At 44.0% G+C, this 25,312-nt stretch carries 24 protein-coding genes; 9 read left to right on the top strand and 15 right to left on the bottom strand.

The window, feature by feature from the left end; genetic code table 11:
- Positions 1 to 71: 71 nt before the first annotated feature.
- Genes ACMXYP_RS06575 through trmH form a run of 3 tightly spaced genes read right to left on the bottom strand, consistent with a single transcriptional unit; the run spans position 72 to position 4,300 of the window.
- Complete coding sequence (locus ACMXYP_RS06575) at positions 72 to 1,460, bottom strand: sigma-54-dependent transcriptional regulator (RefSeq protein ID WP_415884215.1); 1,389 nt, start codon at positions 1,458 to 1,460, stop codon at positions 72 to 74.
- Between the two features lie 11 nt (positions 1,461 to 1,471).
- On the bottom strand, positions 1,472 to 3,529 hold the full coding sequence (locus tag ACMXYP_RS06570; protein ID WP_415884214.1) for a sensor histidine kinase: 2,058 nt from the start codon (positions 3,527 to 3,529) through the stop codon (positions 1,472 to 1,474).
- A gap of 54 nt (positions 3,530 to 3,583) precedes the next feature.
- Positions 3,584 to 4,300, bottom strand: a complete 717-nt coding sequence (gene trmH, locus ACMXYP_RS06565) for a tRNA (guanosine(18)-2'-O)-methyltransferase TrmH (protein WP_415884213.1) — start codon at positions 4,298 to 4,300, stop codon at positions 3,584 to 3,586.
- A gap of 100 nt (positions 4,301 to 4,400) precedes the next feature.
- Between trmH and ACMXYP_RS06560 the strand changes: the two genes are divergently transcribed.
- From ACMXYP_RS06560 to ACMXYP_RS06535, 6 genes are all read left to right on the top strand, one after another.
- Positions 4,401 to 5,267: a prephenate dehydratase gene (locus ACMXYP_RS06560; protein ID WP_415884212.1), complete on the top strand. Its 867-nt coding sequence runs from the start codon at positions 4,401 to 4,403 to the stop codon at positions 5,265 to 5,267.
- Between the two features lie 433 nt (positions 5,268 to 5,700).
- Positions 5,701 to 5,970, top strand: coding sequence for a metalloregulator ArsR/SmtB family transcription factor (locus ACMXYP_RS06555; RefSeq protein WP_415884211.1), 270 nt, complete (start codon positions 5,701 to 5,703; stop codon positions 5,968 to 5,970).
- A 6-nt stretch (positions 5,971 to 5,976) separates the two neighbouring features.
- Positions 5,977 to 6,987: an ArsJ-associated glyceraldehyde-3-phosphate dehydrogenase gene (locus ACMXYP_RS06550; RefSeq protein WP_415884210.1), complete on the top strand. Its 1,011-nt coding sequence runs from the start codon at positions 5,977 to 5,979 to the stop codon at positions 6,985 to 6,987.
- Positions 6,984 to 8,195 (top strand): organoarsenical effux MFS transporter ArsJ, encoded by a 1,212-nt coding sequence (arsJ, locus tag ACMXYP_RS06545; RefSeq protein ID WP_415884209.1) that lies wholly within the window; start codon positions 6,984 to 6,986, stop codon positions 8,193 to 8,195. Before ACMXYP_RS06550 ends, arsJ begins: the two co-directional genes overlap by 4 nt.
- A gap of 119 nt (positions 8,196 to 8,314) precedes the next feature.
- Positions 8,315 to 9,301, top strand: a complete 987-nt coding sequence (locus ACMXYP_RS06540) for a GGDEF domain-containing protein (RefSeq protein WP_415884208.1) — start codon at positions 8,315 to 8,317, stop codon at positions 9,299 to 9,301.
- A gap of 177 nt (positions 9,302 to 9,478) precedes the next feature.
- Complete coding sequence (locus tag ACMXYP_RS06535) at positions 9,479 to 10,774, top strand: Na+/H+ antiporter NhaC family protein (protein WP_415884207.1); 1,296 nt, start codon at positions 9,479 to 9,481, stop codon at positions 10,772 to 10,774.
- Between the two features lie 56 nt (positions 10,775 to 10,830).
- On the opposite strand, the gene tcdA is transcribed toward ACMXYP_RS06535, so the two are convergent.
- The 7 genes from tcdA to ACMXYP_RS06500 form a co-directional block, all read right to left on the bottom strand.
- Complete coding sequence (gene tcdA / locus ACMXYP_RS06530) at positions 10,831 to 11,652, bottom strand: tRNA cyclic N6-threonylcarbamoyladenosine(37) synthase TcdA (RefSeq protein ID WP_415884206.1); 822 nt, start codon at positions 11,650 to 11,652, stop codon at positions 10,831 to 10,833.
- A gap of 31 nt (positions 11,653 to 11,683) precedes the next feature.
- On the bottom strand, positions 11,684 to 11,902 hold the full coding sequence (locus tag ACMXYP_RS06525) for a hypothetical protein (RefSeq protein ID WP_415884205.1): 219 nt from the start codon (positions 11,900 to 11,902) through the stop codon (positions 11,684 to 11,686).
- Between the two features lie 9 nt (positions 11,903 to 11,911).
- Positions 11,912 to 12,598: a TIGR01621 family pseudouridine synthase gene (locus ACMXYP_RS06520; RefSeq protein WP_415884204.1), complete on the bottom strand. Its 687-nt coding sequence runs from the start codon at positions 12,596 to 12,598 to the stop codon at positions 11,912 to 11,914.
- 100 nt (positions 12,599 to 12,698) lie between these two features.
- Positions 12,699 to 13,064, bottom strand: a complete 366-nt coding sequence (locus ACMXYP_RS06515) for a hypothetical protein (protein ID WP_415884203.1) — start codon at positions 13,062 to 13,064, stop codon at positions 12,699 to 12,701.
- Between the two features lie 121 nt (positions 13,065 to 13,185).
- Positions 13,186 to 13,890 (bottom strand): DnaA regulatory inactivator Hda, encoded by a 705-nt coding sequence (gene hda / locus ACMXYP_RS06510; protein ID WP_415884202.1) that lies wholly within the window; start codon positions 13,888 to 13,890, stop codon positions 13,186 to 13,188.
- Positions 13,880 to 14,980, bottom strand: coding sequence for an AI-2E family transporter (locus tag ACMXYP_RS06505; protein WP_415884201.1), 1,101 nt, complete (start codon positions 14,978 to 14,980; stop codon positions 13,880 to 13,882). The genes hda and ACMXYP_RS06505 overlap by 11 nt, the downstream gene beginning before the upstream one ends.
- 12 nt (positions 14,981 to 14,992) lie before the next feature.
- The gene (locus ACMXYP_RS06500) at positions 14,993 to 16,027 is read right to left on the bottom strand and encodes a DUF2066 domain-containing protein (RefSeq protein ID WP_415884200.1); all 1,035 of its coding nucleotides are present in this window, start codon (positions 16,025 to 16,027) and stop codon (positions 14,993 to 14,995) included.
- Positions 16,028 to 16,194: 167 nt separating this feature from the next.
- On the opposite strand from ACMXYP_RS06500, the gene purM reads away from it, so the two are divergent.
- The 3 genes from purM to ACMXYP_RS06485 are packed head-to-tail and all read left to right on the top strand — an operon-like array spanning position 16,195 to position 18,639.
- Complete coding sequence (gene purM, locus ACMXYP_RS06495) at positions 16,195 to 17,253, top strand: phosphoribosylformylglycinamidine cyclo-ligase (protein WP_415884199.1); 1,059 nt, start codon at positions 16,195 to 16,197, stop codon at positions 17,251 to 17,253.
- 8 nt (positions 17,254 to 17,261) lie between these two features.
- A complete protein-coding gene (purN, locus tag ACMXYP_RS06490; RefSeq protein ID WP_415884198.1) occupies positions 17,262 to 17,909 on the top strand; it encodes a phosphoribosylglycinamide formyltransferase in 648 nt (215 codons plus the stop codon).
- A 13-nt stretch (positions 17,910 to 17,922) separates the two neighbouring features.
- The gene (locus tag ACMXYP_RS06485) at positions 17,923 to 18,639 is read left to right on the top strand and encodes a DUF3108 domain-containing protein (RefSeq protein WP_415884197.1); all 717 of its coding nucleotides are present in this window, start codon (positions 17,923 to 17,925) and stop codon (positions 18,637 to 18,639) included.
- A gap of 41 nt (positions 18,640 to 18,680) precedes the next feature.
- Here ACMXYP_RS06485 and ACMXYP_RS06480 read toward each other — a convergent pair whose 3' ends face one another.
- From ACMXYP_RS06480 to sucC, 5 genes are all read right to left on the bottom strand, one after another.
- Complete coding sequence (locus tag ACMXYP_RS06480; RefSeq protein ID WP_415884196.1) at positions 18,681 to 19,898, bottom strand: EAL domain-containing protein; 1,218 nt, start codon at positions 19,896 to 19,898, stop codon at positions 18,681 to 18,683.
- Between the two features lie 339 nt (positions 19,899 to 20,237).
- On the bottom strand, positions 20,238 to 22,235 hold the full coding sequence (locus tag ACMXYP_RS06475; protein WP_415884195.1) for an EAL domain-containing protein: 1,998 nt from the start codon (positions 22,233 to 22,235) through the stop codon (positions 20,238 to 20,240).
- Between the two features lie 157 nt (positions 22,236 to 22,392).
- On the bottom strand, positions 22,393 to 23,031 hold the full coding sequence (locus tag ACMXYP_RS06470; RefSeq protein WP_415884194.1) for a hypothetical protein: 639 nt from the start codon (positions 23,029 to 23,031) through the stop codon (positions 22,393 to 22,395).
- Between the two features lie 122 nt (positions 23,032 to 23,153).
- On the bottom strand, positions 23,154 to 24,026 hold the full coding sequence (gene sucD, locus ACMXYP_RS06465; protein ID WP_415884193.1) for a succinate--CoA ligase subunit alpha: 873 nt from the start codon (positions 24,024 to 24,026) through the stop codon (positions 23,154 to 23,156).
- Positions 24,026 to 25,192, bottom strand: coding sequence for an ADP-forming succinate--CoA ligase subunit beta (gene sucC, locus ACMXYP_RS06460; RefSeq protein WP_415884192.1), 1,167 nt, complete (start codon positions 25,190 to 25,192; stop codon positions 24,026 to 24,028). Before sucC ends, sucD begins: the two co-directional genes overlap by 1 nt.
- Positions 25,193 to 25,312: the final 120 nt, after the last annotated feature.

The raw sequence follows: 25,312 nt of genomic DNA, 5'->3' as shown, positions 1-25,312 counted from the left end.
ATAGAGCTTGTAGCTACAAACTCTATCTCTCAAATAATCTACTCATACATTTATGACGTCGACGAAGTATTTTAAGTGTAATCAGCCCGATTAATCCCGTACTTCGCCATCTTCTGGTTTAGCGTACGTCTTGGCAAATCAAGCGCGTCCATCACCGCTTTGATATTGCCTTGATGCTGTTGCAAAGAACGCTTTATTACTTCAGCCTCAAAGCCTGCAACTTGTACAGCAAGAGGTTGGCTAATATCCCCATCTAGATGTGAAGCCTGCATATTACTAGTATCAGGGAAGAGAATATCACTCACCGATACGCGCTTATCTAAGGCATAGCGCATGGCGATATTTTTTAGCTCGCGAACATTACCCGGCCATTGGTAGCTTTGCAGTGTGCGGAAATCTTGCTCGGGCAGTGATCGCTGCTCTTTGTCATGAGACTCCGAGGTCATTCGCACATAGTGCTCAAACAATAATGGCGTATCTTCTAGACGATCTCTTAATGGTGGGATATGTAATTGCGATACGTTTAAACGATAGAAAAGGTCTTCGCGAAAATCTTCCTCTTCTCGCAAATCGGTTTTAGCCGCAGCAATGACACGGAGATCGACTTTGATCGGTGAATTACCACCTAGGCGCTCAATCACACCTTCCTGCAGTGCACGTAGTAGCTTGATCTGCAGATGAAGTGGCATGCTCTCGATCTCATCAAGAAATAGTGTGCCACCACTGGCGTATTCAAACTTACCGATTCGGCGTTTAGCTGCACCGGTAAAGGCTCCCGCTTCGTGACCAAAGAGTTCGCTCTCAATTAAAGATTCTGGAATCGCGCCGCAGTTGATCGGTACAAAGTGTTTGTCTTTACGATGACTAAATTCGTGTAGCGATTGCGCCACCAGCTCTTTACCCGTACCGGTTTCACCGTAGATGATGACATTAGTATCTAGATCAGCCAGCGTTAGGATCTCTTGCTTTAATCGCCTGATCGCTGGCGAGATACCAATTAAGCGCTGATCGATTCCGCTAGAAGACGCTAAATTTTGCTGCAGGCGAAGGTTATCCAACATCAAGCGGCGTTTTTCACAAGCTCGCTGGATTGTCTCTACTAAGCGCTCTGGGTTGAAAGGTTTTTCAATAAAATCGTAAGCGCCCTTTCTCATGGCACCAATGGCCATATCTACATCGCCGTGGCCGGTTACCAGAACCACAGGGAAACCGGGCACAGTCTCCAAGATTTTATCCATCAACTCTAAGCCGGTCATCTCTGGCATTTTGACATCGCTGACAACAATACCGGGAAAATCGACTTGGATATGGCTAAGCGCCTGCTGGCCGCTATCACAGCCAATCACATCAAAACCGGCCATTTGTAACCATTTTTCGGTAGATTTCCGCACCATGGCTTCATCGTCTACCAATAAAACAGTACCTCTGGATGACTGATTTGGTGATTGCTTATCTGTCATTAGGACCTTCTCTAATTAGTTTCACAAATAGGTAATAGCAAGGTAAATACTGCTCCGCCCTGCTCGGTATTCCCTGCGCTTATATCACCATTTAAATCACGCATGATGGATTTAACGATCGCTAAGCCTAAGCCTAGGCCATCGCCCATAGGTTTCGAGGTGATAAATGGGTCAAATAGATTAGCTAATAACGCAGGATCTATGCCTTCCCCGCTGTCGATTACTTGCAATTGTAACTGCTGGGATTCGCTATCTTCGGTCAATTCAATCTGAAGCTCTTTATCTGTAATCCCTTGCATGGCATCAATAGCATTTTTGACCAGGTTCACTACAACCTGCTCCAAACGAGCATTATCGCCGAGCACAAACAGTGTTTTCTCAGGTAGATCTAACTTGAGCTGTACGTTTTCATCAGCAATGCGCTGCTTGAACATCTGCAAAGAGTTTTCGAGCACCATCTGCATGGAAACCGGCTGTTTTTGTTCTGGCTTTTTATAAGCGTAGGTTTTTAGCTGAGCAGTGATTTGCGCCATGCGTTGTGTGAGCCCGTCTACTTCTAACAGGCTTTCTTCTAGCATTTCAGGTTGAGTTATCACCTGTCGGCAGATTGCAACGTAATTTCTAATCGCGGTTAGCGGTTGATTCAGTTCATGCACAATTGCCGTAGACATGCGACCAAGCACCGCCATTTTACCTGCCTGCACCAACTCTTCTTGCGCTTCCCTAAGGGCTAACGTTCGCTCTTCAACTTTGTGTTCCAAAGATTCATTGGCTTTCTGTAACTGGATTTCCAAACCTTTACGTCTGGAGATATCGATGACTGTCACAAGAAATTGCTTCGCCTCATACCCCTGCATTTTTCGGATAGAGATCATCAGCGGGAATTCAGCACCGTCACTTCTGGAACCGACCGCCTCGTAGCCCACCAGCGGAGAAAAACCTTTTTCTCCGAGACGATGTAAAACCTTGGCAATAGGGGTAACTCCATCTGAAGCCAGCAACTCTAATAGAGGTTTGGCGAGGATCAATGGCATTGATACAGCAAACTGCTGCAGAGCCATATCGTTGGCAAAAGTGATATGACCTCTTTCATCGATAAGCAGTAAGCCAACCTGTGCATTATTAATGATCGCTTTTTGTTGCGCTTCACTTTTCGCTAAGGTCTCACGAGTGACATTTTGTGAACGGAGTTTTAACTGTCTCTCTCTAAACCACAGAGCAAACAGACCAAGTGCGATACAGCCACCAAACGAGAACAACGCCGCATTTCTGACATTACGCTTAACAACTTCGGTATCTGTGAGGACCGATACCTGCCAGTTCAAATCATCCAGCGCTACGGAACGTGATAACCATTGATCAGCGCCTCGCTTCCAAAGCCGCGTAACCACACCGCTCTCAAGCATTAACACCTCTTCATCAACCTGCTCTTTTACCGTTTGATATCGAGTCAGTGGCGCCGTCGTAAAGAAGATAGAACCGGTCTTATCCCTTAAGATCACTTCGCCGGTGGAACGCAGCTTTTTAACCATCGCATCTAGTTCCACCCGAACCACTGCAGCACCCGAAAATTGGGTGCCGTTATAAACAGGTGAAGACAAGAAATAAGCAGGTGATTGATTATGTTCATTCAAACTAAATTGGCCACCTCGGTTACCCGCTAACGCTTGTTTATAATAATCTTGTCTTCGATGTGATCGTTGAATGAATTCCTGTTCATCCCGCCAATGGCTATAGGCAGCCGTATTACCATCGGAATTCAAAACAAAAAGAGAGGATGAACCCGCCACAAGGTTGATCTGCTCTAAATAGAGACTGACTTCTCTAGCTATGCTCGGAGAGGGATCAACCAAAAGGGCTTTAACATCGGTATCTTGAGAGATTAAAAACGGCAAATAACGATACTCGTCTAATGCCGATCTTAACTGGGTGATAACTTTTAAAAGTTCATCAGAACCTTGCTGATGCAGGTTTTGCAGGGTCCAGTCACGCGCAAAGGTAACTACCTGCCATGTACAGACAAGCGTTAGTAATAGAAAGAGAAGCGTGACAAGCAGTCGTCTGACCATTAGTGATTAATTCGAAACCCAAAAACTCAGATTAGCAGGGGTTCAGGGATTGAATCAAACAGCAATTCCACTCCAATCGTATTTATCCGCCTGACCTGCCTGCACACGTTGATGCCAGCCCGGTGCATCTATCACATCACCAATATCATCAAGCGGAGGATAAGCTAACCCTTTATCGCGGCAGAACTTCGCCAGATCACGATTACCCCACTCAAACAGGGTACGTGAGACCTCTTCGTCACTTAAGTGCTGCTCATCATACAAGCCCGCTAAAATACGCTGGCGTTGAGCTTCAACCAAGATAATACCGGCAGCTGTGGATACGTTAAGCGAGCTCACCATCCCCATCATTGGGATAATGATATGCTGATCGGCCATCTCTGCCGCAACATCGCTCACACCCTGCTTTTCTGCGCCCATCAGCAACGCACATGGCTGCGTGTAATCAAACTCACGGTAATCAATCGCTTGATCGGTAAAATGTGCAGCCACCACTTTCATGCCTTGGGCTTTAACCGTATCGATCGCCGATTCGACCGATTCGTGCTGCCTGTTTTTAACGTAGAAATCACTGCCTTTCGCCGTACCACGGTAAGTACGATAACCCTCTTTAGGCACAACAGAGTGAATGCTGTGAATACCAACGGCATCACAATTACGAATCAGAGCAGATAAATTTCGAGGTTTATTCACTTGATCAGCAATCAAACTTAGATCTGGCTGGCGGCGTTTAAGCACACTTAGCAGTTTTTCAGTACGTTCTGGCGTCATAAAACTATAATTGCAGGTAATTTAACTGCGCGAACAGTAACAGAGTTTTTATCTCTGTGTAATAATACGCGCCTCAATTTTCGTTAAACAGATAAAGACCATGACCAACCTGCCTGCCATTATTGCTTATCAAGGCGTACCGGGTGCTTATTCACACCTTTCATGCCGCAAAGCTCATCCAGAATTAGAAGCTAACGCCTGTGCAACTTTTTCGGATGCGATGTTTATGGTTGAGCGCGGTCAGGCTCGTTTAGCAATGATCCCGCTCGAAAATTCAACAGCGGGTCGCGTAGAAGAGATCTACCGTTTAATGCCTAAAACGGAGCTACACATTGTCGGTGAACACTTTGAACCGGTGAACCACTGCTTGTTAGCGCCAAAAGGCACTAAACTAGAAGATATCACCACGGTGGCATCTCACCCGCAAGCGCTAGCACAGTGCGATGGCCATATTAATGAACTTGGCATCAAACCGGTTGCAAGCCTTGATACAGCGGGCGCAGCTGCCGAGCTAAGCGAAAAACAAACACCAGGCCATGCAGCCATTGCCTCTAGCTTAGCGGCTGAGCTATATGATCTAGAAATTATCCGTGAGAACTTCCAAGATAAAACCGGGAATACTACCCGTTTCTTGATTCTTGCACGCGACAGTCATATTCCTGCGCTAACCAACGGTTCTCGCTTTATGACATCGATAATGTTTACGGTACGTAACATTCCGGCGGCACTGTATAAAGCACTGGGTGGATTCTCGACTAATGGCGTGAACATGTTGAAACTAGAGAGCTACATGGCGTCTGATACTATGACGGCGACTAGTTTTCACCTTGATGTCGAAGGTCACCCAGACCAGAAAGCGATGAAGTATGCGCTACAAGAACTCGACTTCTTTGCCAAAGATGTCCGCATTATGGGTACTTACCCGCTACATCACTTCCGTTTGGAAGATGATCAAATCATTGAGTAAATAGCCTGAAAAGCGCTTAACCACACAAACCTAATTGATACTTAGCTAAACTAAACGTAAGTATCAATTAGGTGTTTACTTTCTGCACCAAAGTCCAATTTTGCACTGCACAAAAAATCAACATACTACACATGCACTTGCGGCTTAGCTATCAAGGACATGTGATAGCTTTTGAGCCCATCTGCATCCCATCTTCAACTCTGGCCTCGCCATGAGTTAACGCATTTTTTGCCCCTCTTTTAGAGGGGTTTTTTTATGCCTGCAGAAAGTCATCCCCCTATTCCATTGAAAATCGCCCCCCCAACACCTAAACCGCTATTGCGGGCCCTATAAATCTCTGCCATTATATATGGAAAAACATATATATAGATTAAATATGCAAGCCACGACTCTATTTAAGTGCTTATCAGACACGACACGATTTGAGCTGATAATGCTGATACATCACCACAAAACACTCTGTGTATGTGATTTCACAACTGTACTTGAGCTAAGCCAACCTAAGATCTCGCGACATCTGGCGCAGCTAAGGGAGCACGGAATTGTGAGTGATAGCCGCAAAGGCCGCTGGGTTTATTACAGTCTGAATAACCAACTACCCGAATGGTGTCAGCGCATAATTAACGTGACTTATGACGCTAGCCAAACAGAGCTAGCAGAACTACTAAATAAAAGCTTAACCTCAGAAAGCTGCTGTGAGTAATAAAAGATGACTATCAAAATTGGTATTAATGGTTTCGGCCGGATGGGCCGACTGGTAATGCGTGCGGCTTGGGAATGGCCAGAATTTGAATTTGTACAGATCAACGATCCGATGGGTGATGCCGCTACATTAACGCACCTGATGAACTTTGATTCTGTTCACGGCACATGGAAATACGAAGCTACCGCAACTGATACTGGCATGGTCATTAATGATCAACAGATTAGTGTTACTCACAACAGTCGTATCGAAGATACCGATTGGTCTGGGTGCGATCTTGTCTTTGAAGCCAGCGGTGTCATGAAGACTAAGGCTCTTTTAGATAAATACACCGAACAGGGTGTTAAGCATGTTGTTGTTACAGCGCCAGTAAAAGAAGAAGGTGTACTTAACCTAGTAATGGGCATTAACCACCAGCTATATACGCCGGGTGATTTCCCAATCGTTACAGCGGCTTCTTGCACGACAAACTGCCTAGCGCCAGTTATCAAAGTTGTACACGAAAAACTTGGCATTAAACACGGTTCAATGACCACGATTCACGACATCACGAACACGCAAACGATCTTGGATGCACCACATAAAGATCTTAGACGTGCACGTGCCTGTGGAATGAGTCTTATCCCAACAACGACGGGGTCTGCCAAAGCGATTACCCAGATTTTCCCTGAACTAACCGGCAAGCTAAATGGCCATGCAGTTCGAGTACCGCTAGCAAATGCTTCGTTAACCGACATGGTTTTTGAGCTAGAGCGTGAAACAACTGAAGAAGAAGTAAACGCATTGTTTGCTGAAGCTGCTGAAAACTCCTTAAAGGGTATTTTGGGTTACGAAGAACGTCCGCTAGTTTCAATCGACTACCGTACCGACCCTCGTTCTTCCATCATCGATGCACTATCCACCATGGTGGTAAATGGCACACAATTGAAATTGTATGCTTGGTACGACAACGAATGGGGCTACGTCAACCGTACTGCCGAACTAGCTAAATACATCGCGATTGATTGTGAAAAATGAGTAATCTTGCCAACAGTGCCATCCGACAATACATGGTCGTAACAGGTAATTACTGGGCCTTTACCTTAACGGATGGCGCGTTGCGCATGTTAGTTGTACTACACTTCCACCAACTTGGTTACGGTGCACTCAGTATTGCGCTGCTGTTTTTGTTTTATGAGTTCTTTGGCGTCGTCACCAACCTATTTGGTGGATGGCTAGGCGCAAGAATTGGTCTAAACAAAACCATGAATATAGGGCTATCTTTGCAGATCATCGCCCTACTCATGCTGACACTACCAACAGATTACTTAAGCATGGCTTGGGTTATGGCCGCTCAAGCCCTCTCAGGCATAGCCAAAGATCTGAATAAGATGAGTGCAAAAAGTGCGATTAAATCACTCGTTGATGAAAGCGCACAAAGCACGCTATTTAAGTGGGTAGCGATCCTTACCGGCTCTAAAAATGCACTCAAAGGTGTAGGCTTTTTCTTAGGCGGGGCTTTACTTCACTTTGTAGGCTTTCAGGGCGCTATGTGGATCATGCTGGTTGGCTTGATCATCATCTTAAGCTGCAGCCTTATTTTGCTTAAAAAGAGCCTCGGAGTATCCAAATCCAAACCGAAGTTCACAGAGGTTTTCTCTAAAAATAGAGCGATCAACATCCTCTCGGCAGCCCGTATGTTTCTGTTCGCCTCCAGAGATATTTGGTTTGTCGTCGCTTTGCCGGTTTATCTCAGTGAGACCATTGGTTGGGATTTTTGGATCGTCGGCAGCGTCATGGCAGGTTGGGTCATCATGTATGGCTTTATTCAGTCCATTGCACCAAGCATTACCGGTAAAAAATCTAAAACACCGCCTAATGGGAGAAGCGCAGCGATTTGGGCTGGCATACTCTGCTTTATACCAACTTTATTCGCCTTGAGTTTAGGTGGTAAAGAGATTTGGATTTTACTCGTAGGCTTAGGCATTTTCGGAGCGGTCTTCGCTCTAAATAGCTCGCTTCACAGCTACTTAATCGTGAGCTATGCACGTAAAGACGGCACTTCTCTCGATGTAGGTTTTTACTATATGGCTAATGCGATGGGACGTTTGATCGGGACAATGCTTTCCGGTGCTGTATTCCAGCTATGGGGGCTCGAAGCCTGCTTATACTTCTCTTCCTTGATGCTAATGATAACTGCGATTATCTCTTTATGGCTACCGAAAGAGATACCTGTTTCAGCTTAAAAACTTCAGCCCCTCCCAGAAAGATTACTGTTTTCAACAGCACCTACAATTTAAACAGCTAAACTTAGAAAACCAGCTAAACATAGATTTTCAGCATATGCCATGCGGGGGCTACGCGAATGCAACCGACAGCTAAAGTCTCAGATTACTGTGACGTTTTTTTAGCCCTGACGGAACAACGCGATCAAAAAACGCTGAATCAACTGCTGATTGAAACCTGTATCGATCTGTTTCCTCTGCATCATTTCTGGCTGTATAACTACGCAAACTTTGACCAGTCCACTGAAAAGCTTATAGCTAGTAGCGAAAGCTCTGACGCTTTCACATCCTTGTTAGAAATCCCTGAATATATTCAGCATATAGAACCACACGAGCCTGCTCGCTTTGTTCATGAAGAGGGTTATAGGTATTACAGCTTTAAAATTATTCATTCACAAAACGGAGTCCTAATCACCAACATCTCCGATACATCAGACTTGATGCATGAGGTGATTACCAAGCTAGTCTCAGTTTATGCCAACCAACGATTTTTTATGTTTTCTGCAATGAATGATGCACTAACCGGACTCTACAACCGCCAAGCATTTGATCAACAGATGGATACACTCCTGTTAAAGCAACAATCCCAGCGACGTAAAAACGACAAGTCATCAGAACCCCATTGTTTTGCACTCCTAGATATCGATCACTTTAAGCAGGTCAATGATAATTTTGGCCACCTGTTTGGTGATGAGGTGCTGTTAATTCTTTCACAGCAGATGCAAAGTGCTTTTCGAGATGAAGATTTAATGTTTCGCTACGGAGGCGAAGAGTTTGCTCTAGTGCTCAAAGATATACCTTTAGATTCTGCATTGAAGGTGCTAGAACGATTCCGCACGAAAATAGCCCAAACCAGCTTTCCTCAGATAGGCCAAGTAACATTGAGTATTGGGATTACAGAGATCACCGAAGGGCTCTCTCTGCCTACATTAATAGACCATGCTGATCAGGCGCTTTACTTCGCAAAAGAGCATGGTCGTGATCAGGTTCATTGTTATGAAATACTACTGAATAAGGGATATCTCAATCCACCCAGTGAACACGAAGGAGATATCGAACTGTTTTAACCCTGTGGCATTTCACTGATATAACTTAAAAGTAAGTCCACTGCAGTTTTATTCATTTTATTTACACCTACTTAAGTAGTATATTTCGCGCCTTATTCGAGCAGCTGGTCAGATCCCAGTCGTTTGTCTTCTCCAATATTGAAACCATTACCCATGGTCTCTAATAGGATACAGTTAATGAATAACTCTTCCCCTCTTGCGTTACTGCCATTAGGGCTGTTTTTAGCTCTGTTTATCGGCAGCGGAATTTACTATCAAGCTCAAGGAACAGAGTTCGCTTTCTACCAGATATCTGCACCTGTCGCGATTATCCCAGCGGTAGTCTTATCACTGTTATTAGCTCAAGGTACACTCAACGAGCGTCTTGAAACCTTTATCAAAGGCATTGGCGATCAGACCATTATTACAATGGTGATTGTCTTCCTTTTAGCAGGTGCTTTTGCTTCTGTTGTAAAAGCAATAGGTGGTGTCGATGCAACGGTAAATCTTGGCCTTAACTATATACCTGAGTGGTTGTTGCTCCCTGGTATCTTTGCGATTGCAGCGTTTATTGCTACCTCTATGGGCACTTCCATGGGTACCATCGCGGCAGTAGCGCCTGTCGCGGTAGGCATTACTGAAGCCAGTGATCTTCCCCTACTTCTTACAGTTGGTGCTGTAGTTGGCGGCGCTATGTTCGGCGATAACCTATCAATTATTTCGGATACGACAATCGCAGCCACTCGAACTCAAGGTTGTGAAATGAAAGACAAGTTCCGCCTTAATCTACTTATCGCACTTCCAGCTGCTATCGTAACGATGGTCGTTCTAGCGCTTCAAAGCAGTACCGCTGGTGTATCTGAACAAAGTTATGAGTTGATTAAAGTTGCGCCATACCTAACGGTATTGATCCTTGCTATTGCAGGCCTGAACGTGATGTTAGTGCTATTGGTGGGTATTGTTTTAGCGGGCACAGTTGGCTTTATAACCGCACCTGATTACAGCATTGCTATGCTATCCAAGCAGATCTATGACGGTTATACCGGCATGCAAGAGATCATGATCCTATCTATGCTGATTGGCGGCCTAGGTGCGCTGATTAAGCATCAAGGTGGATTAAACTTTATTGCTTCAGCGATTGAAAAACTAACCGGCAAAAGCGGCGGTAAAAAGGCTGGAGAATTCAGTATTGCAGCTAGCGTAGCAGCAACCAACCTATGTACAGCCAACAATACAGTCTCTATTGTTATTGCCGGCTCATTAGCGAAGGATATCGCGCTACGCTATGGTGTTAATGCTAAACGCTCAGCTAGCCTGATGGATATTGTCTCCTGTGTGGTACAAGGTATTATCCCTTGGGGTGCCCAGATACTATTAGCCTCCTCTATAGCGAAAGTATCACCATTAGAATTAGTCACTTCAATTCAATACTGCTGGTTCTTAGGCTTAGCTGCGATTATTTCTATCCTAATTTCACGTCCAGGCTATAAATAATCGAAGTACTAAATAAGTACTCGTAATAAAAAAGGGAGCTAAATGCTCCCTTTTTATTAATTATTAATTTTGCTGGGCAACTTACCTTGCTCCTGCCTTTCCCAACGTAAGCGCATTTTCTCTAACACGCGCGCCACCGCGGCGAAACCAAAGCTCGCGGTCACACAGGTAGATGCACCAAAGCCTCCCGCACAATCTAGTCGGGTATTGCCATCGGTAATACTCTTTTGCGCACAAACCGAACCATCAGGTTGCGGATACACCAACTGCTCTGTTGAATACACGCAGTCGACAGAGAATCGTCTACCACTTTTACTGAATCGATAGTGTCTACGTAGGAAAGAGCGCACTTTGGCAGCAAGCGGATCGTGGTTGGTTTTGGTTAAATCACAGATATCAATCTTGGTAGGATCAGTCTGACCACCAGCACCACCCACGGTGATAATAGGAATCTTGCGATAGCTGCAATGGGCGATCAGCGCGGCTTTTTCTTTAACGCTATCAATCGCATCAATCACATAGTCAAACTCATTGGTAATCAGTTCTGGAATGTTCTCTCGTGTAATGAAATCTTCGATCTCTTTTACTTCACATTCTGGATTGATCAGCTTGATACGCTCGGCCATCGCTTCGGTTTTCGAGCGACCAACATTCCCGTCTACCGCATGAATCTGACGGTTTGTATTGGTAATGCAGATATCATCTAGATCAATCAGCGTGATCTTACCAATTGCGGTTCTGGCTAAGGCTTCAGCCACCCAAGAGCCAACGCCACCGATACCAATCACACAGATATGCGATTGGCGGAACATATCAACCACGTCCGTACCATATAGACGGCGTGTGCCACCAAAACGATTTTCAAAACCTGAGGACAACGTAACCTACCTCTATCGCTTTAAAACGAAATTAAAATTCGTCTTCAGTAATTTCGGTCAAAATCACATGACCGCATTTAGCACATTTACCTTCGATAAATATGATGTCGTTGAGTTCGTATTCTTCAGGCTCAACCATACCAAGATTAACTTCTTGGCAGTTGTCGCACCATGTTTGCTCTAGAAAGGCCTTTTTCTCATCTGCATCGCGTGATTCAAAGTCACGTTCTATACGTTCACCTTCGCTCATTTTTGTGCCTTATCTTTTTTCAGGTAATTTCGGCCAAGAAAGACTCTCTGGCCGATCAAAGTGTTCTTTAATGATATCCAAAGCCTCTTGATCAAATTGATCACCCTGCTCTGGATAACTCTTATAAGTATACCGCTCACCACCATAACTAAATGCTAAAGAATATGCGTGCAGATAGGTACGGTCTGATAACTCACCACCGTAGATATTATCCCCCAAAATTGGCGCGCCTTCACTTTTAAGCGCCACCCTAATTTGGTGGGTTTTACCTGTGGTTGGTTTGAGTAAAAACAGCCTAAAGCCTGGCTTAAGAGAGCAGCTAAAAAACTGGGTCACTGCAGGGTTTTGACGGCTTTTTACAAGTTTCCAACCACCGCGTCTCGCTTTCTCCATATCCCCCATAATAAGTCCTTGCTTACGCTTTGGCTTATTAGCAGAGATAGCTAGGTAGTATTTCGAAACTTCACGGTTTTTAAACTGATCAGCGAGTATTTTGGCAGCTTCGGCACTCTTAGCGAATACCATTAGGCCCGATGTAATTTTATCTAAACGGTGCACCAGAAAGATCTGCTCTAAATCTAACTGTTGCTGCAACATCATGGTGAACCCTGTTTCCTCTTGATCTTTATGCACACTGATTCCTGCAGGTTTCACTACCACTACAAAATCACTGGTTTGATCAATTATTTGAAACACAGAATTTCCCGCCAAAAAGTCGCGATCATGCGGGAGTTAAGGAGATATTTCAAGGGGCGAAAAAGAACATTCCGCCCCAGAGGCGATAATCTATTTTGGCTTATAGCTTATCAATGTGTTTAAGCAGTTTATTCACTTTATCCGTATAGATATGAAAGACCAAGCTGCGCTCAGAATCTGGCTCTTTGAAATAACGCACTTCTAGGCAAGCTACATTTTCTTCTACAAACTTAGCAGCAGTGAAGCGCTGATCCGATTTTTTGATATTCAGAAACTTCACACCATCAGATACCAGTATCAGGCGCTTGCCTGAAACAGCGATAAACCCCTTATACCACTCACGCCCCAAAACCTTACCTTTTTCATTCAGATGGGTAACGGTATAGCGAACATTGTTGGCTTTGACTTTGATCTCTTCTTTTTCAAGCTTAGCGCGTAATTTGTCTGTCAGATGCTTGCTACCCATGATGACCTCCTAGCCATAATGACCTGCGAAAGAGTACCTAAATTGAATACCCCTATTTTCGCATTACGCACCTGCAAAAGTGATGAAGAATATATGAAGAGTTGGTTTAAGAGCTGATTAATTACAGCCCTGTTACCTCTTTTACGAAAGGAATTGTAATTTTACGTTGCGCACTTAATGAAGCACGATCCAACGTATCTAGCAAACAGGCTAAATCATTCATATTGCGGCTAGCATGATGAAGTAGAAAACGTGCGACCTCATCTGAAAACTGTAACCCACGGGCACTTGCTTTCGTCTTAATCGCTTTTAATTTCACTTCATCATTAAGTGCTTGCACCTGGAATACCATGCCCCAACTTAGCCGGGATGCTAAATCAGGTAGGTTGATACCAAGATGACGTGGCGCAGCTGTCGAAGCGATGATCAGTGTATTGCCCTGCTCACGAATGCGGTTAAAGAAATGGAAAAGCGCCTCTTCCCAAGCTTTATTACCAGCAACAGACTCTATGCCATCGATACAAACTAGATCGAGATATTCCATGCCTTCTAGAATGCCACCACCCATCTGTTTTAATTCATCCAGAGGGAGATAAGCCGCACTGCGTCCTACAGGATCGGCTTCATGACAGACCGCTTGGAGTAGATGAGTACAACCAACACCTTCACTACCCCAAATGTAAGTAAACTGCTCACCATTACCGTTTGCGGCCTCTTTTAAACTCGCGCAAACCAGCTCATTGCCTTGAGCGTAATAATTCTCAAAACGAGCATCATCTCGGAGACTAACCGATAGAGGTAATTGGAATGGTTGTTTACTTGTCATTAACTACTGGTTCGACTTGTTCTAACGCTTGATCTTCTTCTGAGCCGTACAATGTACTGCCTTTATAACCTTCATGCAGGTGACGTAATAGCACCATAATAACAGCTGCAACTGGCAGAGCTAAAAGAACCCCAACAAATCCGAACAGCTGTCCGCCCGCCATGATAGCAAAAATTACCGCAACAGGGTGTAATCCAATACGGTCACCTACTAATAATGGCGTAAGTAACATCCCTTCAAGCATCTGACCAATGATAAAGACTACGCCAACGTAGCCTAAAACCATTGGATCTTGGAATTGCATAAATGCAGCAACACCTGCCACTGCAATACCGATGATGAATCCCATGTAAGGAACAATACTAGCAAGGCCCGCGATCATACCAACCAATAGCGCTAGATCAAGCCCTACTATCCATAAACCTACTGCATAAACAATTCCCAATGCGACCATGACTAAAAGCTGGCCTTTCATAAATGCGCCAAGTACCTCATCACACTCACTGGCCCACAAAGAAACTTTAGGCTCTACATTGCGTGGTAACAGCCGTTTAACCTTGGCAATCATTACATCCCAGTCGCGTAACAAATAGAATGTGACCACGGGAATCAATACTAAATTAGCCACCCACGCCACAATCGCCAAACCAGATCGCGTAATGCCACCTAACAACTGGCTCATAATATCGCCAGTTTTTTGCAAATCACCAATCAAAACATCTTTAACATTGGCAAAGCCAAACGCAGTTGGCTCCAAACTGAATGTTGCTAATATCCAAGGGAAAATCTGTTCTTCAAATAGCTGTATCGCCTGCGGTATACGAGCTAGCAATGTCTGTATTTGATGCCCTAGTTGCGGAAGTAATAACAGGAACATCATCGCCACTAAAGCCGTCATACCGATAAACACAATAATGACAGAGCCTGTACGGGACATACCTAAATCTTCCAAACGATCGGCAATAGGATCAGACAAATAAGCAAACAATGCCCCGACCAAAAACGGTGAAAGAATTGGGGAAAGTAGATACACCAAACCGCCCAATACGACGGCAAGTATTAAGAAAAACCAACGTTGTGATTCAGTCATTTATTGTTCCTGCTATCCTTGCCAGCGGTAGATCATCACCGCAGAACCATCTTGATTTCTAAGACTATCGAGCGCCTGCAATTGCGGCTCTAGGGCGATAGCTTGGCGCAATTGCTCTTCATTGCCATCTAACTCAAGTCTTACTGTAATTTGATTCCCTATTGCTTGTTCAATTTTTACCTGACTAACAACAGATAACCCTTTGAGAAAATCGATCAGTCTGACGTAATCAGACAAGTTAGAAATATTTTCGACTTGAACGGCAACGCCCGTCTGGAAATGACTGAGTTTATAACTCACGACCGGCTTAAAAAGGTTATCCGCGACTCGGTTTATCAAGGCTTGAGCTACCCGATCGATATTGCCAGATTCCGCTAACGGTTGGTTGTCGCCGCCATTTATAAATAACCCCGCGACGGATACTCCTTCTGGCGTCACCTTTGAAAGGCGACCAGCAATAATGGCATCAGGATTATAACGCGCTGAGGCTTGAGTAATTGATTGATCCTGCAACACCCAAAGATCCGCAGTGGTAAGCGCCACTTGGTCAGTTAGATCGAATAAAGGAAACTGCAGCGGCAATCCACGGGAGTTTGCAGCTAACTGCAGGGCTTTATAAAAAGGATCATTGAATTGCAGATAGTCTTGTTCGCCGGATAGGTCCGAAGCAAACCAAAGCAAAACGGTAGGTCTCTGCCCGCCTAAGGGTTTAAAGCCTGTACGGGTAACTAAACCGTCAATAACCGACGGGTGGAAATCTAAAACTAAATATTCCCCATCTTCTTTAGCGATATAACTAAACTGCTTTAACGTTCTGGCTGGCACCTTAAGCTGGGATTGGATTTGAGAATCTTCGGCAATACTGGAATTGCCAGACACTTTAACTAGCACTTTTGCCAGCCCAGAACTCATCTGAAGGTCACTAGGTGAAGACCTTTGTTCATCAACAGGCAAAGTCACTTGATAAAGATCAGTTATCGTCCCTGCACAAACAAATTGTGACACTGCCAGCAGAAGCACAGCTATAAAGCTTCGCATTAAATCCATTAAGCCGCCTTCAACAATTTCGAATAAAAATATGCTTTAACTTTACCATCCCACATAATTATTTCATATTCGTTGCCCAGATGAGTGTATTCAAGCGTGATAAAACGGTAGAATATGCGGCAATATTTTTCTTCCTCTTTCCTTGTACATGAAAGGTTAACTGATCCATGTCTACTGGTTCTGATAACAGCTCTCTGAGCTATAAAGACGCTGGCGTTGATATCGACGCTGGTAACGCCCTAGTTGATCGAATTAAAGGCGTTGCTAAAAGCACAACTCGCCCTGAAGTTATGGGCGGCCTAGGTGGTTTCGGCGCTCTATGCCGTATCCCCGAAGGCTACCGTAAGCCTGTACTTGTTTCAGGTACTGACGGTGTAGGTACAAAATTACGCCTAGCAATGGATCTAGGAAAGCACGACACCATCGGTATCGATCTAGTTGCGATGTGTGTTAACGATCTAATCGTTGCTGGCGCAGAACCTCTACTTTTCTTGGATTACTACGCGACAGGTAAACTTAACGTTGATACTGCTGCAGATGTAGTTAAAGGTATTGGCGAAGGTTGTTCTTTAGCTGGTGCTGCACTTGTTGGTGGCGAAACAGCTGAAATGCCAGGCATGTACGAAGGCGAAGATTACGATCTAGCTGGCTTCTGTACAGGTGTTGTAGAAGAAGATGAGATCATCGACGGCACTAACGTAAAAGTTGGTGACACGCTGATCGGCCTTGCTTCCTCTGGCCCGCACTCTAACGGTTACTCTCTAATCCGTAAGATTCTAGAAGTAAGCGGCACAGAATTGACTGCAGATCTTGATGGCAAACCGCTAGCAGATGCTTTGATGGCGCCAACACGCATCTACGTTAAGTCACTTCTAAAACTGATCAAAGAATCTCAAGTAAACGCTCTGTCTCACATTACAGGTGGCGGCCTACTTGAGAACATCCCACGTGTTCTTCCAGAGAATGCGAAAGCTGTAATCGATGTTAACTCTTGGACTATGCCAGCAGTATTCAATTGGCTACAAGAGCAAGGTAACGTTGATGCAACTGAGATGTACCGCACATTCAACTGCGGTGTTGGCATGGTTATCTGCGTACCTGCTGACAAGCAAGACGAAGCACTTCAGCTACTAAACGAAGCTGGCGAAGATGCTTGGGTTATCGGTTCAATTGCTGCTGCGCAAGCAGGTGAAGAGCAAGTTGAACTAGCTGGTCTGGAGGCGTAATTCGCCCAATGACTAAACGAATCGTTGTCCTGATATCAGGAAGTGGTTCCAACCTCCAAGCTATAATGGATTCAATCGATGCAGGCCAAATTGATGGCCGCATCGAAGCCGTCCTCAGCAACAAAGCTGAGGCTTATGGCTTGGAGCGTGCCCGCAACTCCAATATCCCTACCCTGGTTTTAAAACATACCGACTTTGATAGCCGGGAAAGTTTTGACCAAGCGATGATCAAACAGATTGATACTTACCAGCCTGACCTGATTGTTCTTGCAGGGTTTATGCGTATCCTTACTGCCGAATTTGTTCGGCACTACAACGGCAGAATGTTTAACATTCACCCGTCACTACTCCCTAAATACAAAGGCCTTCACACCCATCAGCGCGCAATTGATGCCGGTGATAAAGAACACGGCTGTACCGTGCACTTTGTATCTGAAGAGCTAGATGGTGGCCCGCTGGCCATTCAGGGTAAAGTAAGCATAGATCCGGAAGATACAAGTGAGAGCCTGCAACAGAAAGTCCATAAAGTGGAACACATTATCTACCCTCAAGCGGTAGGTCTGTTTTGTTCCGACAGACTGATCTGGTCTGACAGGGGTGTTACCCTAGACGGTAAAGCCGCACCTACTCAGGGCTTTCAGCACGATCAAATTTAATGAGGCAACCAGTATGCTCAGAGCAAATAAGACGTTAATTAATTCCCTTTTCGCGTCCGCACTTCTCTGGGCAACTCCTCTAGTTGCAGACACCGCAACGCCTTTTACTCCTTTTACCGCAAGCTACGAAATTGATTGGGATGGCAGCATCTCTCTCAGCGGCAACACTACTCGCAAGCTACAAAAAAATGAATCTGGCGAATGGTTTTTTGAATCCAAAGCCTCAGCCATGTTTGCCAGCATTTACGAATCCAGCAAATTCACTTTAGATAACGCAAAGCTAAAGCCACTTAACTATACCTACAAACGTAGCGTACTAGGCAAAAAACGTAAGGCTGAAGTTCATTTCGATTGGCAAAACCAATTGGTAACAAACAAGGTTGAGAACAAACCCTGGCAGATGCCAATAAAAGAAGGCGTTCAAGACAAGATCAGCTATCAACTACTGCTACAACAAGCCGTTGCTGAAGGAGAAAAAGAGTTTAAATACTCTGTAGCAGATGGTGGAAAGTTAAAAGAATATAACTTCATCGTTGACGGCAAAGAGAGCATCAAAGCCCCTATCGGCGAGTACGAGGCAATTCGAGTAAAACGCGTGCGTAAAGAAGGCAGTACGCGACAGACTTTCATCTGGTTTGCACCTGAACTAAACCATCAGATTATCAAGCTACACCAGATCGAAAAGAAAGATAAAGCTTATACCCTTCTTCTGAAAGAGCTCAAAAAATAAGAGCCAAACCTCTAGGCTTAGCTCTTATAACAACAACTCAATTAGCCTATCTCAGGAATCCAGCTTGCTGGCATTGCGCTAAAACCATTAAACAGATCACTCTCCTGCCCCTCATCCAGTAAATCCGCAAGCAGGATACGGGAGTCATCGATAAACAAAACAGCCGTTTGCGCTCGCTGCCCTGTATGAATATCTTGGTATGGCTCTGAGAAGACCAAACGATTTTTCGTATCAGCGGATCCTAGAAGCTCAAAGAAATAAGGTCTCCAACTCCAGTTAAACCCTCTATGTTTTTCATTAAGGATCCAGCCTTTATCACTATTTTCAAAGTTTGGAGAAATCTGATTACCTAAACGATCACAGATATAGAAACGCATTAAATGCTCTGTTGCGACAAAGTGCTGTAGATCTTCATCACTACTTGCAGCCTTTAAGACCTCTCTTAACGAGAGCAACTCTGCTTTAACCTTTTCCGCACGCCAGTGACTTCGGGAAGTAGCATTAATCGCCATATCACGATAATGACTTAATAGATCCTTCACTTGTTTAGTGGTCGAATCTGGAAGCAACATCTCAGACTGCGCCTCAGAGAAAAGAAAACCCTGAACATATACTGCATTACAGCTCAGTGCCAAATAATATTCATCATCAGTTTCAACGCCCTCACACAGCACCTTACTGCCGAGTTTTGAAGCAAGCTCACCCAACATTTGAACCATTGAGGAACGACGACTGTCAGTCGAACCACTTTTCAGTAAAGTCATATCCAGCTTAATGATATCCGGCTTTAGCAAGGCAATACGATCTAATTGCGAAAAACCCGTACCGAAATCATCGATAGCAATACAGAACCCCTCTTCACGATATCGCTCAACTAGCTTTTGAATCACATCCAAGTCACCATCAAGCTCAGTAATCTCTATAACAACTTTTGATGGATCAACTGCGAGCTGCTTAATCATTTCCAAGGTAGGAATGTTATCTAGGGACTCAAGGTATTGCAGCCACTCAGGGGATATATTGATACTAATAAAAGTATCTTCAGGCAGTGATTGGATCTGCTGAAGCGCCTGAAGCCTCACATCTCGATCAAGCTCAATACGTTCTTTAACAGAGAGGCCCTTATCTGAAAAAATTCTACCCGCAGAAACCGTATCGCCGTTCTCATCTTTCATCCTTGCCAGTGCTTCGTACCCAGCTATGCGACCAGTTGCGGTTTCAACGATAGGCTGGAAGTATGGAAAAAGCTTAAGACTCATAATGAACTACTCTGTTAGATTTTGTGGTACTCAAAGGTATTTATACACATCGCTAATACCTAAAACTAAATACACGTTTTCCTATCAAAAACTGGACTAAAAATAATCAACACTGCCAGCAAGATAGAAAACCTTATACTACAGCCAAGAGTATTTTTTTCACCTCCAATTCTATAGGTACAGACAGATATCACCAATTAGGTGCAGCTCGCACTAAAATAGAACATCACAGCAAAAAGAGATCGAATACATCCCAGCCTTTATAGCTTTATAAGCGACAGATGCTATCAATCTGTCGCCCTCGCATAGAAAAGCAATAAATAGACCAGAAGATGAAGTTTAGAGAGAGTCCAATGGGGCAGGCTCACCTAACAGGAAACCCTGAAGAAAATCGACACCGATTTCACGTGCACATTGCTCTACTTCATAGTTATGTACAAACTCTGCAACCGTCTTCACGTTCAAGCGTCTCGCAAAATCAACAACTGTTTCAGCCACAATACGTGCATTATCATCCTTATCAATGTAACGAATCAAAGAGCCATCAATCTTTATATAATCAATATCGAGTTTTAGAAGGTATTCGAAGTTAGAATAACCCGTACCAAAGTCATCAATCGCTAAGCTACAGCCCATCGCTTTCACTTGATCAAAAAATTGAATAATAAGTTCAGAATCTTCAATCCCTTCACTTTCAACCAATTCAAACACAAGCCTATCACCAACCCCGTAGCGCTTAATCGTTCTAATAATGTAATTAGAAGTATTAGGATTTAAGATATCCGAGGCTGTGATATTAATAGAAAAACTGTCGCTTCGTTCTGCAAAAAACTCACAGGCTTTGGAAAATACAATTCGGGTTAGATCACCATAAAGCCGACCATGTTTAGCCGCCTGCAGGAATAGATAGGGTGAAATGTAATTTTCACCCTCCCTTAATCTCATTAAACATTCATAACGATTAATCTCAGACGAATCCACATCCAAGATTGGTTGAGCAAAGACTTCTATTCGATCTTCATGAATCGCTTCTCGAATTCTTTTAAGCCAAGTAATGTTGTTATCAATTTGACGCTTTAGTGGCGAATAGATGTCATATATTTGTACTGATAGATGCTGCTCTTTAGCGCTATGAAGGGCAATGTCTGCATGTAAAAGTAGATCTTTTGTGCAGCCATTAGAAGCCCCAATAGTCACCGCTAAAGCAAACTCGATCCCTATAATAGTAATAACTTTCTCAGCTACACGCGATACAATAGAGTCACACAACGTATCAAAGCCGATATCACGCAAATGTCCTTTGCAGAAGAGTGCAAACTCATCACCTGACAGACGGTACAGATTTAAATCATGAAGCTCGGCAACTTCAGAAAGCAAAATTGCCATATCTCGCAATAATTGATCACCAACAGCGAAGCCATAATATTCATTAACCAACTTAAAGTCGTTGATATTAAGTATGGCCAATGAGCCTGACTCAACTGAAGTTAAATCCTCTAACAAACTCTGCCTGTTAGGCAAACCAGTTAGCTGGTCAGTAATCTGTCTTCTAATTCGCTTCTCTTTCTCAATGAGCGACGTCACATCAAAACGAACCGAAATGAATTCAATGATATTACCGTCTGAATCCATGATCGGAGAGATAGCCGAATTTACATAATAATCTTGCCCATTTTTTGCTCTATTTCTCAGCGTACCTTTCCAGGTATTACCTGAAAGAATGGTACTCCATAGATCTTTAAAAATGTCAGGCCTAGTTTGGGGGTGCCGAACAATGGCGTGAGTTGACCCGATTAGCTCTTCAGGGCTATAACCTGAGACTTTACAGAAATGATCATTAACATAAGTAATAACGCCATTTGGGTCTGTCTTAGAGACAATAGCACTACAATCAACAACACCTTTATATTCTTCTAGTAGCTGCTGCTTCGCACTCAAAGCATTTCGCAAACCAACCTCATGATCTTTTTGCGAAGTAATATCAGTGATATAGCCCTCAATAGCAGAAAGACTACCAGCATCCGTTACACCATGTCCCTGCTCCCACACCCATAAGACAGCACCATTCTTGTGTGTAATCTTATATTCAACACTGTAGGGCTTTCCTTCGACTAGAGCACTATCAACAACAACTCGATAGTGAGAATGACATTCAGGATCAATAAGTTCTTTAAAACTAATATCTCCCTTTAACCATTCCTCTACAGAGTAGCCTGTTAACTCTTTACAGCCTGAAGTAATCAACAACAAAGCTCGATCGCCCTGAACAGAACGGCGATAAAAGGCACCGGGCATACGCTCGGCTAAGGCATTCATTGCAATCTTAGTACTACTCAAAGATTATCGCCCTCAACCCAATTAACCACTTATTAATTACGGTTATTATTAAAACGCATAATACTATGATGAGTAAATAAAATTGTAGCAGCTAAATAAAAATACCGAGTTAATAAGTAAACTAGTTTGATAGACAGATAAATCGAAATAAATAAATCTAACGATCAAAATCCGTGTAAGAATCCAACTCCCGTTCAACTGGCACTTCCCACTTTTCAAGAAGCTTACGCGCCTTCTCAAACTTTTCCTCAGCATCTACTCTGAGATGACCAAGAGAGCCCGTCATTGACGCACGCACGCGAAGCATTTGGTATTTAAATAACGGCATCAATTTACGCTCGATATAAGTACCGCAAATCTTTTCTTGCTGCATTACGACAGCAGGATCAGAGGATTCAAACAATTGGGACTCTAGTTTTATTAAAGCCTGTACATCTTGGCAGAGCTCCAATTGCTCTTGCGCAGACATTGCAGCAAGTACATAGGAACCTGAAATTGGGGTAAAAGCAGCAATCGATGTTGCAACTTTTCTTTCTGACCTTTTAACAGCTTGACCCACTGTTACTTTACGATGAATTAGAAATTGCCGCTGCATGTACGCAGACTTTTCTAATAACAGCTTATTTTCTTTTTTAAGATCAAAATTTTCTTTGCTATAAGTTCGCATATCCTTAATCGGACCTAAGGCTTTATATTCAGCCAACTCTGAATACATCTTATAACCAAAGAAACCTGCACCGCCAACAACTGCTAAGCCAACAATTGAAGCAACACCTATCACGATAAGGTTTTTCATAAACGATCTGCACTTAAAATAATGTTATTTAACAATCACATTATACAAATAATGTTTCAACACCTATTTATTCGGGCAATAAAAAAGGCAGCCTAAGCTGCCTTTTTTAGAGATGTTATAGCTTACCAGCCAGTAACTTCTTTTAGTGCATCGCCGATCTGAGCAAGAGAACGTACAGTCTTAACGCCTGCATCTTCAAGTGCTGCGAATTTCTCATCAGCAGTACCTTTACCACCAGAGATGATCGCACCAGCGTGACCCATACGCTTACCAGCAGGTGCAGTAACACCAGCAATGTAAGAAACAACAGGCTTAGTAACGTTTGCTTTGATGTAAGCAGCCGCTTCTTCTTCTGCAGTACCACCGATCTCACCGATCATTACAATCGCTTCAGTCTGTGGATCATTCTGGAACATTTCCAGAATATCGATGAAGTTAGAACCAGGGATTGGGTCACCACCGATACCTACACAAGTAGACTGACCGAAACCTGCATCTGTAGTCTGCTTAACAGCTTCATAAGTTAGAGTACCAGAACGGGAAACAATACCTACTTTACCTGGTAGGTGAATGTGACCTGGCATAATACCAATCTTACATTCGCCTGGAGTGATAACACCTGGGCAGTTAGGGCCGATTAGGCGTACACCTAGCTCGTCACACTTAACTTTACACTCAAGCATATCCATAACGGGGATGTGCTCAGTGATACAAACGATTAGCTTAACGCCACCGTTTGCAGCTTCTAGGATAGAATCTTTACAGAACGGAGCTGGAACGTAGATAACAGATGCATCTGCGCCAGTCGCTTCTACAGCTTCTGCAACAGTGTTGAATACAGGTAGACCTAGGTGAGTTGTACCACCTTTACCTGGAGTTACACCGCCAACCATCTGCGTACCGTACGCGATAGCTTGTTCAGAGTGGAAGGTACCTTGACCACCAGTGAAACCTTGGCAGATTACTTTGGTGTCTTTATTAATCAAAACGGACATTATTTACCCTCCGCTGCGTTTACTGCTTGCTGAGCTGCATCAGTCAAGCTAGTAGCTGCGATGATGTCTAGACCAGATTCAGCAAGAAGCTTAGAACCTAGATCAGCATTGTTACCTTCCAGACGTACAACAACTGGTACGTTTACACCTACTTCTTTAACTGCGCCGATGATACCTTCAGCAATTAGGTCACAACGTACGATACCGCCGAAGATGTTAACCAATACAGTCTTAACTTTTTCGTCAGCTAGGATTAGTTTGAACGCTTCAGTAACACGCTCTTTAGTCGCGCCACCACCAACGTCAAGGAAGTTAGCTGGGAAACCACCGTGTAGAGCAACGATGTCCATAGTACCCATCGCAAGACCAGCACCGTTAACCATGCAGCCGATAGTGCCGTCTAGAGCAACGTAGTTTAGATCCCACTCAGCAGCGTGTGCTTCACGCTCATCTTCCTGAGATGGATCGTGCATAGCTTGAAGATCTTTGTGACGGTAAACAGCGTTGCCATCGATCGCTACTTTAGCGTCTAGGCAGTGCAAGTTACCTTCATCAGTAATAACCAGAGGGTTAATCTCTAGAAGAGCCAGATCTTTTTCTTGGAACATCTGAGCTAGACCCAAGAAGATTTTTACGAACTGCTTAATCTGGTCGCCTTCTAGGCCCAGTTTAAACGCAAGATCGCGACCCTGGTAAGGCTGAGCACCCGTTAGCGGATCAACTTCAGCTTTAAGAATCTTTTCTGGAGTTTCTTCTGCAACTGTCTCGATTTCAACACCACCTTCAGTAGATGCCATGAAAACGATACGGCGAGTAGAACGGTCTACAACAGCACCAAGATATAGCTCGTTTGCAATATCTGTGCAGTCTTCAACCAAAATTTTAGAAACAGGCTGACCATTTTCGTCAGTCTGGAATGTAACTAGGTTTTTGCCCAGCCAGTTAGCTGCAAACTCTTGCGCTTCTGCAGGAGAGTCAACCAACTTAACACCGCCAGCCTTACCACGGCCGCCAGCGTGCACCTGAGTTTTAACAACCCACTTATCACCACCAATTTTTTCAGCAGCTTCAGCCGCTGCTTCTGGAGTATCTACTGCGTATCCTTTGGATACCGGCAGACCATATTCGGCAAACAGCTGTTTACCCTGGTACTCATGAAGATTCATGCTCTAACCCGTTGTGTTATCACTATATGATTTTTTCTGTATCAGGGATCTAAATACGCCCCTGTAACAGCCCTGTTGGTTCTAGCAACAAGTTTTATATACGGCTTACTCCTTGTAAGA

The organism is Neptuniibacter sp. QD34_54 (assembly GCF_047778055.1).
Lineage (GTDB): Bacteria > Pseudomonadota > Gammaproteobacteria > Pseudomonadales > Balneatricaceae > Neptuniibacter.
Note: the sequence above shows the minus strand (reverse complement) of the source record. Positions and strands in the feature narration are given on the sequence as shown.

Bases quoted from the DNA above. Each gene is read 5' to 3' on its own strand.
- ACMXYP_RS06575 (WP_415884215.1), bottom strand. From the start codon at position 1,460: ATGACAGATAAGCAATCACCAAATCAGTCATCCAGAGGTACTGTTTTA.
- ACMXYP_RS06570 (WP_415884214.1), bottom strand. From the start codon at position 3,529: ATGGTCAGACGACTGCTTGTCACGCTTCTCTTTCTATTACTAACGCTT.
- trmH (WP_415884213.1), bottom strand. From the start codon at position 4,300: ATGACGCCAGAACGTACTGAAAAACTGCTAAGTGTGCTTAAACGCCGC.
- ACMXYP_RS06560 (WP_415884212.1), top strand. From the start codon at position 4,401: ATGACCAACCTGCCTGCCATTATTGCTTATCAAGGCGTACCGGGTGCT.
- ACMXYP_RS06555 (WP_415884211.1), top strand. From the start codon at position 5,701: ATGCTGATACATCACCACAAAACACTCTGTGTATGTGATTTCACAACT.
- ACMXYP_RS06550 (WP_415884210.1), top strand. From the start codon at position 5,977: ATGACTATCAAAATTGGTATTAATGGTTTCGGCCGGATGGGCCGACTG.
- arsJ (WP_415884209.1), top strand. From the start codon at position 6,984: ATGAGTAATCTTGCCAACAGTGCCATCCGACAATACATGGTCGTAACA.
- ACMXYP_RS06540 (WP_415884208.1), top strand. From the start codon at position 8,315: ATGCAACCGACAGCTAAAGTCTCAGATTACTGTGACGTTTTTTTAGCC.
- ACMXYP_RS06535 (WP_415884207.1), top strand. From the start codon at position 9,479: ATGAATAACTCTTCCCCTCTTGCGTTACTGCCATTAGGGCTGTTTTTA.
- ACMXYP_RS06525 (WP_415884205.1), bottom strand. From the start codon at position 11,902: ATGAGCGAAGGTGAACGTATAGAACGTGACTTTGAATCACGCGATGCA.
- ACMXYP_RS06515 (WP_415884203.1), bottom strand. From the start codon at position 13,064: ATGGGTAGCAAGCATCTGACAGACAAATTACGCGCTAAGCTTGAAAAA.
- hda (WP_415884202.1), bottom strand. From the start codon at position 13,890: ATGACAAGTAAACAACCATTCCAATTACCTCTATCGGTTAGTCTCCGA.
- ACMXYP_RS06505 (WP_415884201.1), bottom strand. From the start codon at position 14,980: ATGACTGAATCACAACGTTGGTTTTTCTTAATACTTGCCGTCGTATTG.
- ACMXYP_RS06500 (WP_415884200.1), bottom strand. From the start codon at position 16,027: ATGGATTTAATGCGAAGCTTTATAGCTGTGCTTCTGCTGGCAGTGTCA.
- purM (WP_415884199.1), top strand. From the start codon at position 16,195: ATGTCTACTGGTTCTGATAACAGCTCTCTGAGCTATAAAGACGCTGGC.
- purN (WP_415884198.1), top strand. From the start codon at position 17,262: ATGACTAAACGAATCGTTGTCCTGATATCAGGAAGTGGTTCCAACCTC.
- ACMXYP_RS06485 (WP_415884197.1), top strand. From the start codon at position 17,923: ATGCTCAGAGCAAATAAGACGTTAATTAATTCCCTTTTCGCGTCCGCA.
- ACMXYP_RS06480 (WP_415884196.1), bottom strand. From the start codon at position 19,898: ATGAGTCTTAAGCTTTTTCCATACTTCCAGCCTATCGTTGAAACCGCA.
- ACMXYP_RS06470 (WP_415884194.1), bottom strand. From the start codon at position 23,031: ATGAAAAACCTTATCGTGATAGGTGTTGCTTCAATTGTTGGCTTAGCA.
- sucD (WP_415884193.1), bottom strand. From the start codon at position 24,026: ATGTCCGTTTTGATTAATAAAGACACCAAAGTAATCTGCCAAGGTTTC.
- sucC (WP_415884192.1), bottom strand. From the start codon at position 25,192: ATGAATCTTCATGAGTACCAGGGTAAACAGCTGTTTGCCGAATATGGT.